Annotated in this window: 15 protein-coding genes; 8 read left to right on the top strand and 7 right to left on the bottom strand. The window is 75.8% G+C overall.

Annotation, left to right across the window (positions count from 1 at the left end; genetic code table 11):
• The first annotated feature begins 5 nt into the window (after positions 1-5).
• The 4 genes from HL189_RS20075 (at position 6) to HL189_RS20060 (ending at position 3,619) form a co-directional block, all read left to right on the top strand.
• Positions 6-893 carry a GAF and ANTAR domain-containing protein gene (locus HL189_RS20075; protein WP_369135498.1) on the top strand — a complete coding sequence of 296 codons (888 nt, stop codon included), beginning with the start codon at positions 6-8 and terminating at the stop codon, positions 891-893.
• A gap of 41 nt (positions 894-934) precedes the next feature.
• Entirely contained in the window at positions 935-1,945 is a 1,011-nt protein-coding gene (locus tag HL189_RS20070) for an aldo/keto reductase (protein WP_369135497.1), read from the top strand.
• An 8-nt stretch (positions 1,946-1,953) separates the two neighbouring features.
• Positions 1,954-3,336, top strand: a complete 1,383-nt coding sequence (locus HL189_RS20065) for an FGGY family carbohydrate kinase (protein WP_369135496.1) — start codon at positions 1,954-1,956, stop codon at positions 3,334-3,336.
• 94 nt (positions 3,337-3,430) lie between these two features.
• On the top strand, positions 3,431-3,619 hold the full coding sequence (locus HL189_RS20060) for a hypothetical protein (protein ID WP_369135495.1): 189 nt from the start codon (positions 3,431-3,433) through the stop codon (positions 3,617-3,619).
• Positions 3,620-3,626: 7 nt separating this feature from the next.
• On the opposite strand, the gene hisN is transcribed toward HL189_RS20060, so the two are convergent.
• Together hisN and HL189_RS20050 are read right to left on the bottom strand one after the other, a co-directional pair.
• The gene (hisN, locus tag HL189_RS20055; RefSeq protein WP_369135494.1) at positions 3,627-4,445 is read right to left on the bottom strand and encodes a histidinol-phosphatase; all 819 of its coding nucleotides are present in this window, start codon (positions 4,443-4,445) and stop codon (positions 3,627-3,629) included.
• An 81-nt stretch (positions 4,446-4,526) separates the two neighbouring features.
• Entirely contained in the window at positions 4,527-4,709 is a 183-nt protein-coding gene (locus HL189_RS20050; protein WP_369135493.1) for a DUF2795 domain-containing protein, read from the bottom strand.
• Between the two features lie 71 nt (positions 4,710-4,780).
• On the opposite strand from HL189_RS20050, the gene HL189_RS20045 reads away from it, so the two are divergent.
• Both HL189_RS20045 and HL189_RS20040 read left to right on the top strand, forming a co-directional pair.
• Positions 4,781-5,317, top strand: coding sequence for a DUF2087 domain-containing protein (locus tag HL189_RS20045; protein WP_369135492.1), 537 nt, complete (start codon positions 4,781-4,783; stop codon positions 5,315-5,317).
• Between the two features lie 95 nt (positions 5,318-5,412).
• The gene (locus HL189_RS20040; RefSeq protein WP_369135491.1) at positions 5,413-6,144 is read left to right on the top strand and encodes a Type 1 glutamine amidotransferase-like domain-containing protein; all 732 of its coding nucleotides are present in this window, start codon (positions 5,413-5,415) and stop codon (positions 6,142-6,144) included.
• A 61-nt stretch (positions 6,145-6,205) separates the two neighbouring features.
• Here the strand turns inward: HL189_RS20040 and rsgA are convergent, their stop codons facing one another.
• From rsgA to HL189_RS20020, 4 genes are read right to left on the bottom strand one after another with little or no spacing between them, the layout of a single operon-like run.
• Complete coding sequence (rsgA, locus tag HL189_RS20035; protein WP_369135490.1) at positions 6,206-7,213, bottom strand: ribosome small subunit-dependent GTPase A; 1,008 nt, start codon at positions 7,211-7,213, stop codon at positions 6,206-6,208.
• Positions 7,214-7,229: 16 nt separating this feature from the next.
• Positions 7,230-8,522 carry a 3-phosphoshikimate 1-carboxyvinyltransferase gene (aroA, locus tag HL189_RS20030; protein WP_369135489.1) on the bottom strand — a complete coding sequence of 431 codons (1,293 nt, stop codon included), beginning with the start codon at positions 8,520-8,522 and terminating at the stop codon, positions 7,230-7,232.
• A 23-nt stretch (positions 8,523-8,545) separates the two neighbouring features.
• Positions 8,546-8,986 carry a DUF1905 domain-containing protein gene (locus HL189_RS20025; RefSeq protein WP_369135488.1) on the bottom strand — a complete coding sequence of 147 codons (441 nt, stop codon included), beginning with the start codon at positions 8,984-8,986 and terminating at the stop codon, positions 8,546-8,548.
• 33 nt (positions 8,987-9,019) lie between these two features.
• Positions 9,020-10,477 (bottom strand): NAD-dependent succinate-semialdehyde dehydrogenase, encoded by a 1,458-nt coding sequence (locus HL189_RS20020; protein ID WP_369135487.1) that lies wholly within the window; start codon positions 10,475-10,477, stop codon positions 9,020-9,022.
• A 147-nt stretch (positions 10,478-10,624) separates the two neighbouring features.
• Here HL189_RS20020 and HL189_RS20015 point away from each other — a divergent pair, with 147 nt between their 5' ends.
• Complete coding sequence (locus tag HL189_RS20015) at positions 10,625-11,371, top strand: SOS response-associated peptidase (RefSeq protein WP_369135486.1); 747 nt, start codon at positions 10,625-10,627, stop codon at positions 11,369-11,371.
• Positions 11,372-11,474: 103 nt separating this feature from the next.
• Positions 11,475-12,944 carry a fused MFS/spermidine synthase gene (locus HL189_RS20010; RefSeq protein WP_369135485.1) on the top strand — a complete coding sequence of 490 codons (1,470 nt, stop codon included), beginning with the start codon at positions 11,475-11,477 and terminating at the stop codon, positions 12,942-12,944.
• A gap of 500 nt (positions 12,945-13,444) precedes the next feature.
• On the opposite strand, the gene HL189_RS20005 is transcribed toward HL189_RS20010, so the two are convergent.
• Complete coding sequence (locus HL189_RS20005; protein ID WP_369135484.1) at positions 13,445-13,594, bottom strand: hypothetical protein; 150 nt, start codon at positions 13,592-13,594, stop codon at positions 13,445-13,447.
• Between the last annotated feature and the right edge of the window lie 252 nt (positions 13,595-13,846).

Here is a 13,846-nt window from a genome sequence, read left to right as displayed (position 1 = left end):
GCGGGGTGACGCTGCCGGCTGTGGACCTCATCCCATCAGACCGCGCCGGCGACGGCAGCGACGGTGCGGCGGCACGCGGACCGGGCCGGCTGGTCGTCCACGGCGGATACGCTGCCGCCGCCGGGTTCGAGCTCGGCCAGGAGGCCGTCCTGAGCAGCGGCGGGACCGCCGACGGGAAGGACCAGCAGGACATGAGCGAGGGGCTGGGCCGCCTGCACGCCGAGCTGGCCGGGGTCGTCCTGGTGGACCGCGAGCTGCCGGACGTGCTCACCGAGGTCGTGGGCATCTCCCGGCGGGCGTTGCCCGGCGCCGAGGCCGTGTCGATCACGCTGATCCGCCAGGAGGAGGCCTTCACCGCCGCCTTCGACGGGCAGATCGCCATGGACGCCGACGAGATGCAGTACGTGCGCGGCTACGGCCCCTGCCTGGACGCCGGGCGGGCCGGAGAGGTGTTCCTGATCGCGGACATGCACACCGAGGACCGCTGGCCCGACTACACCCGGCACGCCGCGGAACTCGGGGTGGGCAGCTCGCTGTCGGTGCCGCTGCCGTTCCAGGGGGCGTCCATCGGGGCGCTGAACATCTACTCCACCGAGGCGGGCTCGTTCGGCGAGGCCGACGTCCCGCTGGGGGAGGAGGTCGCCGCCTTCGTGGCGATCGCGGTCGCCAACGCCGAGGCCACGGCCCGCGCGACCACCGACGCCGACAACCTGCGCCGGGCGATGGTCTCCCGCGCGGTGATCGAGCAGGCCAAGGGCATCCTCATGGAGCGGTACAAGGTGACCGCGGAGCAGGCGTTCACCCTGCTCACCCACTCCTCCCAGCGCACCAACGTGAAGCTGCGGGACGTCGCCGAGCAGCTGGTCTCCACCGGGGCGCTGCCCGGCGCCTGACCGGCTGGCGCGCGGTCGGCCGCGGGCGTCAGGATGCGCCCATGACGCGCAGCCTGCCGACCGTCCCCCGGCGAACCCTCGGCGGCCTGGAGGTGTCCGCCCTGGGCCTGGGCTGCATGGGCATGAGCCAGATGTACGGCGCCGCCGACCGCACCGAGTCCATCGCGACGATCCACCGCGCCCTCGACCTCGGGGTCACCTTCCTGGACACCTCCGACGTCTACGGCAGCGGGCACAACGAGGAGCTGGTCGGAGAGGCGATCGCCGGGCGTCGCGACGAGGTCGAGCTGGCCACCAAGTTCTCCCTCCGGCGCAACGACCGCGGGGGCAACGACATCGACGGCCGCCCCGAGAACGTGCGCGCGTGCGCGGAGGCGAGCCTGCGCCGGCTCGGCGTCGAGGTGATCGACCTGTACTACCAGCACCGGGTCGACCCGCGGGTGCCGATCGAGGACACCGTCGGTGCGATGGCCGAGCTCGTGCAGCAGGGCAAGGTCCGCCACCTGGGGCTGTCCGAGGCCAGCGCGGCCTCGATCCGCCGGGCGGTCGCCGTCCACCCGATCGCCGCCCTGCAGAGCGAGTGGTCGTTGTGGACCCGTGACCTGGAGTTCGAGGTCGTGGGCGTCGCCCGGGAGCACGGCATCGGCATCGTGCCGTTCAGCCCGCTCGGCCGGGGTTTCCTGACCGGCGCGATCACCAGCCCCGACGACTTCGCCGAGGACGACTGGCGCCGCACGCACCCCCGCTTCACCGGCGAGGCGTTCACCGCGAACCTGCGGCTGGTCGACGCGGTCCGGGCGCTGGCCGAGGAGAAGGGGGTCACCCCGGGCCAGCTGGCGCTGGCCTGGGTGCTGGCGCAGGGGGAGGACGTCGTCCCCATCCCGGGCACCAAGCGGCGCGGCTACCTGGAGGAGAACGTCGGCGCGGCCGGCGTCGCGCTGACCGCCGAGGACCTGACCCGGCTGGCGGAGATCGCCCCGCCCGGGGTCGCCGAGGGCGGCCGGTACGCCGACGCGTCCTACGCGTACGGGAACAGCCCCGAGCGGGCCTGAGCAGCGGCGTGGCCGAGCTCGTCGCCGGTGCCGACCTCGGCACCAGCGGCCTGAAGGTCGCCGCGCTGGACCCCGACGGCGCGGTGGTCGCCGAGGCGGAGGCGGCGTACCCGGTCCAGCGGCCGCGGCCGGGCTGGGCGCAGACCGAGGTGGCGGTCTGGCGGGAGGCGCTGGACGGCGCCCTGGCCGAGCTGGCCGGCCGGCTCGGCGGTCGCCGGGTGGCCGCCCTCGGGCTGTCCGGGCAGATGCACGGCGCGGTGCTGGTCGACGGCGGGGGGACGGCGCTCGCCCCGGCGCTGCTGTGGCCCGACGCCCGCGCCACTGCCCAGGTCGACCGGTGGCGGGCGCTGCCCGCCGCGGACCGGGCCGCCCTGGCCAACCCCCTGGTGCCCGGGATGACCGGCCCGATGGTGGCCTGGCTCGCCGAGCACGAGCCGCACCTGCTCGACCGGGCGGCCGCGGTGCTGCTGCCCAAGGACGCCGTGCGCGCGACGCTGGTGCCCGGCGCGGTCACCGACCGCAGCGACGCATCGGCCACCCTGCTGTGGGACGTCCCCGGGGAGCAGTGGTCCGCGGCCGCGCTCGCGGCCGCGGGTGTTCCGCAGCGCCTGCTCCCTGCGGTCCGCCCGGGGACCGAGGTGGTCGGCACCGCGGCGACCCCGGTGGGGGAGGTGCCGGTCGTCGTGGGCGGCGCGGACACCCCGCTGGCGCTGCTGGCCGCCGGCACGCGCGCCGGGGTCCAGGTCAACCTCGGGTCCGGGGTGCAGCTGATCCGGCCGGGGGTGACGCCGGCGCCGGCGCTGGACCCCGTCGTCCACTGCTACGCCGACGCCGCGGACGGCTGGTACGGCATGGCCGCGCTGCGGAACGGGGGCACCGCGTGGTCGTGGGTGCAGGAGGTGCTCGGGCTGGACTGGACGGCGTTCGTCGGCAGTCTGTCGGCGGCGGAGCCGGGCGCGGGCGGTGCGGTCTTCAGCCCCTTCCTCACCGGCGAGCGCGGCGGCGTCGCCGGCCCCTCGGCGCGCGGCGCGTGGACCGGGCTGTCCGCCGACACCACGCGCGCGGACCTGGCCCGGGCCGCGCTGGAAGGGGTCGTGTTCGCGGTCGCGGCGGCCCGGCGGCTGCTGGGCCCGGTCGGGGAGGAGCAGGTGGTGGTCACCGGCGGCGGCGCCCGCGACCCCCGGGTGCTGCAGCTGCTCGCCGACGTCCTCGGGGACCCGGTCCAGCACCTGGAGGTGCGCAGCGCGTCGGCGGCCGGTGCCGCGGTGCTCGCCGCCCGGGGGGTGGGGCGGGACGTCGTCCCCCGGCGGGTGGCCGGTCCGGTGGTGGAGCCCGCTCCGCATCCGGGGCTCGTCGCGGCCCGGGACCGGTGGGCCGCTGCGCTGGGGTGATCGCGCTCGACGCGCGGAACGTCCGGGCACCTGGCACCGTTGAGCGGAACGGACGGGGCCGGTGTGGCTCCTCGCAGAGGGAGGGAGGCGCGTCATGGCGTCGTCGCTGTTCAACAAGGTCGTCCAGTTCGCCAACAGCCCCAAGGGCCGGCAGGTGATCCGTCAGGCCACGGACAAGGCCCAGCAGATGGCGAAGGACCCGAAGACGCGCGCCCGCATCGACGACGCGCGGCGTCGGATGCAGGGCGGCCGGGGCGGCAGCGGGACCGGCCGCTCCTACTGATCGCGGCTCAGACCGACGGCGCTCGTCCCGTCCGCGGGGCGAGCGCCGTCAGCACGTCGGGGTGCAGCAGGCCGTTGCTGGCCAGCGCGCTGCCCCCGGCCGGCCCCGGCGCGCCGGTCAGGTCGGTGAAGGTGCCCCCGGCCTCGCGGACGATCACGTCCAGGGCGGCGAGGTCCCACAGGGAGACCTCGGGCTCGCAGGCGATGTCCACCGCGCCCTCGGCCACCATCATGTAGCTCCAGAAGTCGCCGTACGCGCGGGTGCGCCACACCGACCGGGTCAGGTCGAGGAAGCCGTCGAGGCGGCCCCGCTCTTCCCACCCGGTCAGGCTCGAGTAGGACAGGCTCGCGTCGGCGAGGGTGCCGACCTGCGACACCCGGCAGCGGGTGGCGTTCTCCAGCCGCCGGCCGGTCCACGACCCGACGCCCGCGGCCGCCCACCACCGCCGGTGCAGCGCCGGGGCGGACACCAGGCCCACGACCGGCTCGTCGCCGTCCATCAGCGCGATCAGCGTGGCCCACACCGGCACCCCGCGGACGAAGTTCTTGGTGCCGTCGATCGGGTCGATGACCCACCGCCGATCGCCGCGGCCGGTGCTGCCGAACTCCTCGCCGAGCACCGCGTCCCGGGTGCGGGCACGGGCGAGGCTCTGGCGGAGCTGCTCCTCGACCGCGCGGTCGGCGTCGGTGACCGGGGTGAGGTCCGGCTTGGTGTCCACCCGCAGGTCCTGCGCCCGGAAGCGGTCCAGGCTGATCGAGTCGGCCTGGTCGGCCAGCACGTGCGCCAGGCGCATGTCCTCGTTGTAGCCCCGCTGCGCCGACGTCATGGCAGGCAACCTATCGGCCGCGTACCGGCCATGTTGGCCAACATGGCCGGTCGCGGGCGATGGCGACGTGCCGGTCCTCCCTCAGTCGAAGACGGCGGCGCTCACCCCGCTCGGACCCTCGTACTCGCGGTCCTCGATCCCGTTCAGCGCGTCGAGGACGTCCTTGCCGCCGCCGTTGTCCTCGGCGTGCTTGACGATCTGCTCCTTCGTGGCCGGGTAGTCCATGCCGCCGAGGGCCTTCTGGATGTCGATGGGGCTCACCATGCAGCCCGGCGTACCCCCGTGCCGCCCGGTGTACCCCAGCCGCCCGACCGGTGCACGGATACCGTCGGGCCGTGGACGCCGGGACGATCGTGGGGCTGCTGGCCGATCCGGTCCGGTTGCGGGTCGTCTCCGCGCTGGCGCTCGGCGCCGGCACGATCGAGGAGGTCGCGCAGGCCTCCGGGCTGTCGCTCAAGGAGGTCGCGCTCGCCGCGCGGCGGCTGGCCCGGGCCGGGCTGGTGCGCCGCGACGGGCACGACCTGGCGCTGCACACAGAGCGGTTCGGGGAGGCCGCCCGGGCCGCGGCGGCCGGCGCCCCGGCGGCGGAGCCGCTGTCCGGGGACCCGGCGCAGGACGCCGTCCTCCGGTCGTTCCTGCGCGAGGGCCGGCTGGTCTCCATCCCCGCCCAGCACAGCAAGCGGCGCGTGGTGCTGGAGCACCTGGTGCACGTGTTCGAGCCCGGCGTCCGGTACCCGGAGCGGGAGGTCAACGCGCTGCTGGCAGCCTGGCACCCGGACGTGGCGGCCCTCCGGCGGTACCTGGTGGACGAGGCCCTGCTCTCCCGGGACGCCGGGGTGTACTGGCGCAGCGGTGGTTACGTCGACGTGTGACGGTGGCGGGAGCACGCAGGGAGCGCCAGCGACGAGGAGCGGACCGCGACCGGAACGCGGCCAGTGTCGTCGACGTGTGATGGGGAGGCTGACGGGTGAGACGGCAGGTGTTCGCCTTCTCCGGGGTGCTGGAGCCGCGGGCCGGTGAGCGGGGCAACCGTCCGCTCGTCGACCACGCGCTGGCGCTCGGGCGGGCTCGGCGGAGCGCCGACGGGCCGGTCCGGCTCTGCTACCTGCCGACCGCGGTGGGGGACGACCCGGCGGCGGTCGCCGTCTACGCGCAGGTCTTCGGCGGCCGGCCGGACGTCGTCCTGACCTCGCTGCGGCTGTTCCCCCGGCCCAGCGTCCCCGACCTGCGGACCCACCTGCTCCAGCAGGACGTCGTGTTCGTCGAGGGCGGCAGCGTGGTGAACCTGATGGCCGTCTGGCGGGCGCACGGCCTGCCCGCGGTGCTGCGGGAGTGCTGGGAGGCCGGGATCGTGCTCGTCGGCCAGGGGGAGGGTTCGCTGTGCTGGCACGCCGGCGGGCCGACCGACTCGTGGTCCACCGGGCTCGCGCCGTTCGGCCAGGGCCTGCGCCTGCTGCCGCACAGCAACGGCGTGCACGACGACCGGACCACCCAGCCCCGGCGGGAGGTGTACCGCCGGCTGGTCGCCGAGTCGGTGCTGCCGCCCGGCTACGCCACCGAGGACGGCGTCGGGCTGCACTACATCGGCACCGAGCTGGCCGAGGCGGTGACCGTCCGCCCGGGTGCCCGGGCCTGGCGGGTCCGGGCGGACGGCGACGGCGGCTGGACCGAGCGCCCGGTGGCCGCCCGCCTGATCTGACGGCCCGCTGCAGGGGCCCGCCGCTCGCTCGCGGCGGGACCCCTGCTGGGGGGCCGTTCCCTCACGTCACCTGGCCGACGGCGTCGACCAGCCGGCGGAAGCTGGCCAGCCGCTCCCGGCGGGCCGGGGGTCCCTGGTCCGCCCATCCGTCGAGGGCGCAGTCGGGGTCCTCGGCGCCGTGCCCGCAGCCGGGCGGGCAGTCGACGGCGGCCTCGGCGAGGTCGTCGAAGGCCTGGAGCACGTCGTCGGCGGTCACGTGGGCCAGGCCGAACGACCGGATGCCCGGGGTGTCGATGACCGTGCCGCCCCCCGGCAGGTCCAGCAGCACCACCGAGGACGACGTGTGCCGGCCCTTGCCGATCTTGCTGACGTCCCCGGTGGCCCGGAAGGCGTCGGGCACCAACCGGTTCACCAGGGTCGACTTGCCGACGCCGGACTGCCCGACCAGCACGCTCATCCGCCCGGAGATCCGGACCAGCAGCTCGTCCAGCGGCGTCTCCCGCGACATCGGCACCGCCTCGACCTCGAGGCCGGCGTAGCGGTCCAGCAGCGGCTGGGCGCTGGCCAGGTCGGTCTTGGTCAGGCACAGCAGCGGCTGGAGACCACCGGCGTAGGCGGCGACCAGGCACCGGTCCAGGAAGCCCAGCGCCGGCTCGGGGTCGGCCACCGCGGTGACGACGACGAGCTGGTCCGCGTTGGCCACCACGATACGCTCGGTGGGGTCGGTGTCGTCGGCGGTGCGGCGCAGCGACGTCACCCGGTCCTCGATGACGACGATGCGGGCGAGGGTGTCCGGCCGGCCGGACGAGTCGCCGACCAGCCGCACCTGGTCGCCGACGACCACCCCGTGCTTGCCGAGCTCCCGGGCGCGCATCGCGGTGACCTCCACCGGGGCGCCGTCGGGGCCCTCGATCCGCACCTGCATCCGGCCGCGGTCCACCGCCACCACGAGCCCGGGGACGGCGTCGGCGTGCGCCGGCCGGGTCCGGGTGCGCGGCCGCGAGCCGCGCCGGCTGGGCCGGACCCGGATGTCGTCCTCGTCCGAGCGGCTGTCGTGCCGGCGGCTCATGCGGGGTCCCGGGGCGTCAGCGGTCCGCCCCGACCTGCTGGCCCAGCAGCTGCGTCCACCGCTCGACGAAGTCCGGCATCGTCTTGCCCACCGCGCCCGGGTCCTCGGCCTCGACGCCCTCGACGGCCAGCCCCAGCACCGCGGCCGCGTGCACCATGCGGTGGTCGGCGTAGGAGCCCAGCCGGGCCGGCCGCCGCGGGCCGGGCTCGATCTCCAGCCCGTCGGGCAGCTGCCGGACCCGCGCGCCGACCGCGGTGAGCACCTCGTCGAGCGCCTGCAGCCGGTCGGTCTCGTGCCCGCGCAGGTGCGCGATGCCGGTGAGCCGGGACGGCCCGTCGGCGAGGGCGCACAGCGCGGCGAGGACGGGGGTGAGCTCGCCGACCTCGCCGAGGTCGGCCACGAGGGGGGTGATCCGCGCACCGCCGGTGACCTGCAGGCCCTGGGTCGTGCGGGTCACCTCGGCACCCATCGTGCTGAGCAGCCGGTCGAGCTGGGCGCCGGGCTGCGTGGTGCCGGCGGGCCAGTCCCGGACGGTGACCCGCCCCCCGGAAACCAGCGCTGCCGCGAGGAAGGGCGCGGCGTTGGAGAGGTCGGGCTCGAGGACCCGGTCCAGGGCGGCGATCGGCCCGGGGGCCACCCGCCAGCCGCCGTCGGTCGGGACGACGTCCACCCCGTGCTCGGCCAGCGCCGTGACGGTCATCTCCACGTGCGGCATCGAGGGGAGCTCCCCGGCCACCCGCAGGTCCAGGCCGTCGGTGAACCGGGGCGCGGCCAGCAGGAGGCCGGAGACCACCTGGCTGGACTCGCTCGCGTCGACGGTCACCGCGCCACCGCGCACCGCGCCGGTGCCGTGCACGGTGAACGGTGCCCGCCCGCGGCCGCCGTCGTCGACCTGCACGCCGAGCGCGCGCAGCCCGGCGATCAGCCCGGCGTTGGGCCGGTCGTGCAGCCGCGGGTCGCCGTCCAGCCGGACCGGGCCGGTCGCCAGGGCCGCCACCGGCGGCAGGAAGCGCAGCACGGTGCCCGCGAGGCCGGCGTCGACCTCGGCCGGCCCGCGCAGCTCTCCCGGGGTGACCAGCCAGTCCGGGTCGGAGGCGGAGCCGTCGTCGGTGACGCCCACGCCGAGCGCGCGCAACCCGGCGGCCATCAGCTCGGTGTCCCGGGCGCGCAGCGGCCGGACCAGCCGGCTCGGCCCGTCGGCCAGCGCGGCGAGCACGAGGGCGCGCGCGGTCAGCGACTTGGACCCGGGCAGGGAGACCACGGCGTCCAGCGGCGCGCCGCAGCGCGGCGTCGTCCAGACCTCGACCATGGGTTCCATCCTGCCCTGCCGGGTCATCCCTCCCGCAGCGTGGCGACGGCGGCGGCGACCCGCCGCGCCCGGGTGGCCTCGGCCTTGGCGCCCTCGACGGCCAGCACGTGCCGGCGCTGGTTGCTGCAGGAGAGCGCGTCGAAGCGGCGGCGCGCCTCGGGCTCGGCGTCCAGCGCCGCGGCCAGGTCTGCGGGCACCTCCACCACCCGCGGCGCCTCGTCGAGCTCGACGTCCACCTCGACGGTGTCCCCGGCCGCCACCCCGGCCGCGGTGCGGTGCTCGGCGGCGAGCGGCAGCCAGCAGCTGCCGGCCATCGGCGCGACGGTGCTGCGGTAGGTGTGCCCGCCCACCGACACCGTCACCGGGGGCCGTTTCCCGGCGCCCGGTGCGGTGACGACCTCGGCCGGCACCTCCAGGCCCGTCGCGGTCCTGCCGCCCAGCACCACCGTCGTGGAGAACCTCATGGCCGCAGAGGATGGCAGTCCCGGGTGCCGGGGTCACCCACCGGCGGGCTCGTCGGCCTTCTGCGCCGGCAGCGTGCGCACCAGCCGGCGGTTCGCGAGCTCGAACATGCCCAGCTCGGACAGCTCGCGGCCGTAGCCGGAGCGCTTCACGCCGCCGAAGGGCAGCTCGGGCGAGGAGCCGGTGGGCTGGTTGATCCAGACCATGCCCGACTCGATCCGGTCGGCGACCGACCGGGCCCGCTCCAGGTCGCTCGAGTACACGACCGCGGACAGGCCGTACTCGCTGTCGTTGGCCAGCCGGACGGCCTCCTCCTCGTCGGCCGCCCGGTGCACGACGGCGGCGGGCCCGAAGAGCTCTTCGGACCAGGCGCGCATGTCCGGGGTGACGTCGGCCAGCAGCGTGGCCTCGACGAAGGCGCCGGGGCGGTCGGGGCGGCCACCGCCGGCGAGCACGGTGGCGCCCTTGTCGACCGCGTCCTGGATCTGCGCCACGAGGTCCTGAGCGGCGCGCTCGGAGGAGAGCGGGCCGAGGGTCGTCGACGGATCGGCCGGGTCGCCGGGGGTGAAGCCGGCGAACGCCTGCTGCAGGCCGCCCACGACCTGGTCGTAGACCTCGTCGAGCACGATGAACCGCTTGGCGGCGATGCAGGCCTGCCCGGTGTTGGCCATCCGGCCCATCGTGGCGGCCTTGACGGTGCGACCGACGTCCTGGGCGTCGAGCACGACGAACGGGTCGCTGCCGCCGAGCTCCAGCACGGACTTCTTCAGGTGCCGGCCGGCGATCTCCGCGACGCTGGCGCCGGCCCGCTCGCTGCCGGTGAGCGTCACGCCCCGCACGTGCCGGTGCGCGATCACCCGCTCCACGTCGGCGATGCGCAGGAACACGTTCGTGTAGACCCCGTCGGGCGCCCCGGCGTCGCGGAACAGCTGCTCGAGCGCGAGGGCGCACTGCGGGTTCAGCTCCGCGTGCTTGAGCAGGACCGTGTTGCCCAGCACCAGGTTGGGGCCGGCCACCCGGACCACCTGGTACAGCGGGTAGTTCCACGGCTCGATGGCCAGCAGCACGCCGAGCGGCTCGTTCACGACGACGGCCTCGCCCTGCGCCACGTCGATCGGCTTCGGCGCCAGGAAGCCCGGGCCCTGGGTCGCGTAGTAGTCGAGGATGCTCGCGGCCAGCCGCACCTCGCCGGCGGCCTCCTTGATCCGCTTGCCCATCTCCCGGGTGATGAGCGCGGCGAGGTCGCCCTGCCGCTCGCGCATCAGGTCCGCGGCCCGCCGGACGACGGCGGCCCGCTCCTCGACCGGCCGGCGCCGCCACTCCCCGAAGGCGGCGTGCGCCCGCTCCACGACGCCGTCGACCGCGTCGGTCTCCAGGAACGGGAACTCCCGCTCGGTCTCCCCGGTGCAGGGGTCCACCGTCGCGTAGGGGCGGGCCCCGGCGTCGCTGGCGGTCTTGGGGTGCCCGCTGGCCGGGGCCTGGTCGCTGGTCACGTCGTCGTGCCTCCGTCGGCTGGTCGTCGTCGGCTCCGTCCTACCCGTCCGCGGGAGCGCACGCGCGGGAGCGGCGACCGTCGGTGCCCCCACCTAGGCTCGGGGGCCACGGGACCGGGCACCGGCCCGCCCGGGGAGGGAGCAGCCGTGTGTGGTCGGTACGCCGCCAGCCGCCGTCCCGAGGACCTCACGGTCGAGTTCGAGGCGGTGCCCGCCGAGGGGCAGCCCCCGCTGCCGGCCGACTACAACGTCGCGCCGACGAAGGACGTGTACGTCGTCCGGCACAAGAAGGAGCGGGACGCCGAGGGCGCGCTCACCGGCGGCGGGCACCGGGAGCTGCGGGCCGTCCGCTGGGGGCTGGTGCCCTCGTGGGCCAAGGACGCCTCGATCGGCAACCGGCTGCTCAACGCCCGGGTCGAGTCGCTGACCGAGAAGCCCGCCTTCCGCACGGCCGCCGCCACCCGGCGCTGCCTGGTCCCCGCCGACGGCTGGTACGAGTGGGCGCCGCACCAAGACCGGCCGGGCAAGCAGCCGTACTACGTCACGCCGGAGGACGGGTCCGGGCTGGCCTTCGCCGGCCTCTGGGAGGTCTGGGGGAGGGGTGAGGACCGGCTGTACACGTGCACGGTGGTCACCGCGCCCGCCGTCGGTGCCCTCACCGAGGTGCACCCGCGGATGCCGCTGGTGCTGCCCCGCGACCGGTGGGCCGAGTGGCTGGACCCGGCGCGGCAGGACGTCGCCGAGCTGGCCACGCCCACCCCGCCGGAGTACGTCGAGCGGCTGGAGATCCGCCCGGTCGGCCCGGCGGTGGGCAACGTGGCCAACAACGGGCCGCAGCTGACCGCCCGCCTGGAGTCGGTGAGCGCGCCGGCCGATCAGCCTGCGCTGTTCTGAGCCCGACCCGAGCCCACGAGGTGACCCGCTGACCACCGAGACGCCGCGCCCGTCCGCCGCGCCGCCGCACCCCCACCCGGCCCCGCGGGCGCTGCCCGGGTGGGTGGCGGCCGCGGTCACCTTCCTCGCCTCCGGGACCGTCCTGGTGCTCGAGGTGGTCGGCCTGCGCCTGATCGCCCCCTACGTCGGGGTGACGCTGCAGACCAGCACGGCGGTGATCGGCTGCGCGCTGGCCGCCATCGCGCTCGGGGCCTGGGCCGGCGGCACCACCGCCGACCGCAGCGACCCGCGGCGGCTGATCGCACCGCTGCTGGTCGGCGGGGGTGCGCTGGTCGTCGCCGTGGTCCCGGTGGTGCGGTTCGCCGGTGCGCTGCTCACCGGCGCCCAGGCGGGGAACGTGCTGCTGCTGGCGTTCGTCGCCGTCGGGGTGCCGGCCGCGCTGCTGTCGGCCGTGCCGCCGATGGTGGTCAAGCTGCAGCTGGGCAGCCTGGCCGAGACCGGGTCGGTGGTGGGCCGGCTGTCCGGGATCGGCACGCTCGGCGGGATCGTGGCCACCTTCGCGACCGGTTTCGTGCTGGTCGCGGTGCTGCCGAGCAGCGTGATCCTGGTCGGGGCGGGGCTGCTCGTCGTCCTCGTCGGGGTGGCCCTGGCGTTGCTGCTGCGGCGCCGCGCGCCGGGGGCCGCCGGCCGGCTGCCGGTCGGCCTGCTGGTCCTCGCCCTGGCGGCACCGGGCCTCGCCGTCGTCGCGCCCACCCCGTGCGAGCGGGAGACGGCCTACCACTGCGCGCGGGTGGACGCCGACCCCGGGCGGGACACCGGCCGGGTGCTCCGCCTGGACACGCTGCGCCACTCCTACGTCGACCTCGCCGACCCGACGTACCTGGAGTTCGAGTACGTCCGCGCGGTCGCCGCGGTCACCGATGCGCTGGCCCCGGACGGTGAGCCGCTGTCGGCCCTGCACGTGGGGGGCGGCGGGCTGACGCTGCCGCGGTACCTGGCCGAGGTCCGCCCGGGCACGGTGAGCCGGGTGCTCGAGGTCGACCCCGGGGTGGTCGCGGTCGACGAGGAGGAGCTGGGGCTGCGGACCTCCCCGTCCCTGGAGGTCCGGGTGGGCGACGCGCGGGTCGGGCTGCTGGACGAGCCGGCGGGGGAGCGGGACCTCGTGGTCGGCGACGCCTTCGGCGGCCTGTCGGTGCCCTGGCAGCTGACCACCACCGAGGCGCTCGAGCTGGTCGACGCCGCGCTCACCGCGGACGGCGTCTACGCGGTCAACCTCATCGACCACCCGCCGCTGCGCTTCGTCCGCGCGGAGCTCGCCACTCTGCGCGCGGTCTTCGACCACGTCCTGCTGCTGGCGCGCGCTCCGGTCGTCGCCGGGCAGGACGGCGGCAACGTGGTGGCCGTCGCCTCCCAGCGGCCGCTGCCCGCAGTGGCGATCGCCGCCGGCCTGGCCGACCGGCAGCTCGCCTGGCAGGTGGTGGAGGGCGGCGAGCTGGACCGGTTCGTCGGGGACGCCGCCGTCCTCACCGACGACTTCGCCCCGGTCGACCAGCTGCTCACGCCCTACGGCTGAGCGCGGGCGATCGGCGCCGTCCGGGCCCGCGTCCGTTGTCCTCGAGCGGGTCACCCGCACACTGATGCCGGGAGACACGGGCCCGTCGATGACTCAGTGACGCGACCACGACCACGACGCTTCGCGAGTGGTGCGCACCGGTCCCATGCTGTCCCCGACGATGGTCCTTGGGAGCCCGGCGCGTCACCGGCTGTTCGTCGCAGCATTCGGCGATGGTGCGATGCGAGGCGACGCCAGCCGAGGCCCTGAGCGGTTCCATTCGCAGACGACGGCGTTCCCGCGGGAACGTGGGCGAGCGTCTCGCCTCCCGCCGCACACTGCTCTGGGCTGCTCGTGCTCTGCTGCCTGGGGGGATCATCGTGTCAGGGACACTGGCGATCGTCCGGTCCGGCGTCCTACCGATGCTTCCAGCCCGAGCAGCTCACCGTTCCGCGCTGTGGGCGTGGGCGGTCGGGTGCGCTACTCGTCCCGGCGGCAGCAAGGACGACAGCCGCGCTGCGTCAGGACTTCTTGCCGCCCTTCTTGCCGCCCTTCTTCCCCAGCTCGCTCTGTGCGGCCGAGCTCTTGCGGGGGTTCTTCTTCCCTTCCTTCTTCGCCTTGGCGTTCGCCTTCTTGGCTGTGGCGCTGCCCTTACCGCTCTTCTCGGCCATGCCGACCTTCCAGTCGAGGGCTGCCGCCAGGTGCGGACGGCCAGGGGGCTGCCACTACCCCCAGCAGGTCCTCCCGAACACCCGGTCCGGGAGGACCAGTGGTCGGCTCGGCCGCCGTTCCCCGGGCGCTGTCGATGTCCCAGAGGCCGCCTCGTGGATCCGGTGTCCCCGAACGGCCCACTCAGTCCCGGATGCCCCTGCGGGGCACCAGCAAGGATGAGAATCGTGGGCGGCCGTCCGTAGAGCCCGGGA

This window comes from Modestobacter sp. I12A-02662 (genome assembly GCF_041028325.1).
Taxonomy (GTDB): Bacteria; Actinomycetota; Actinomycetes; order Mycobacteriales; family Geodermatophilaceae; genus Modestobacter.
This window is presented reverse-complemented; position numbering and strand designations above follow the sequence as displayed.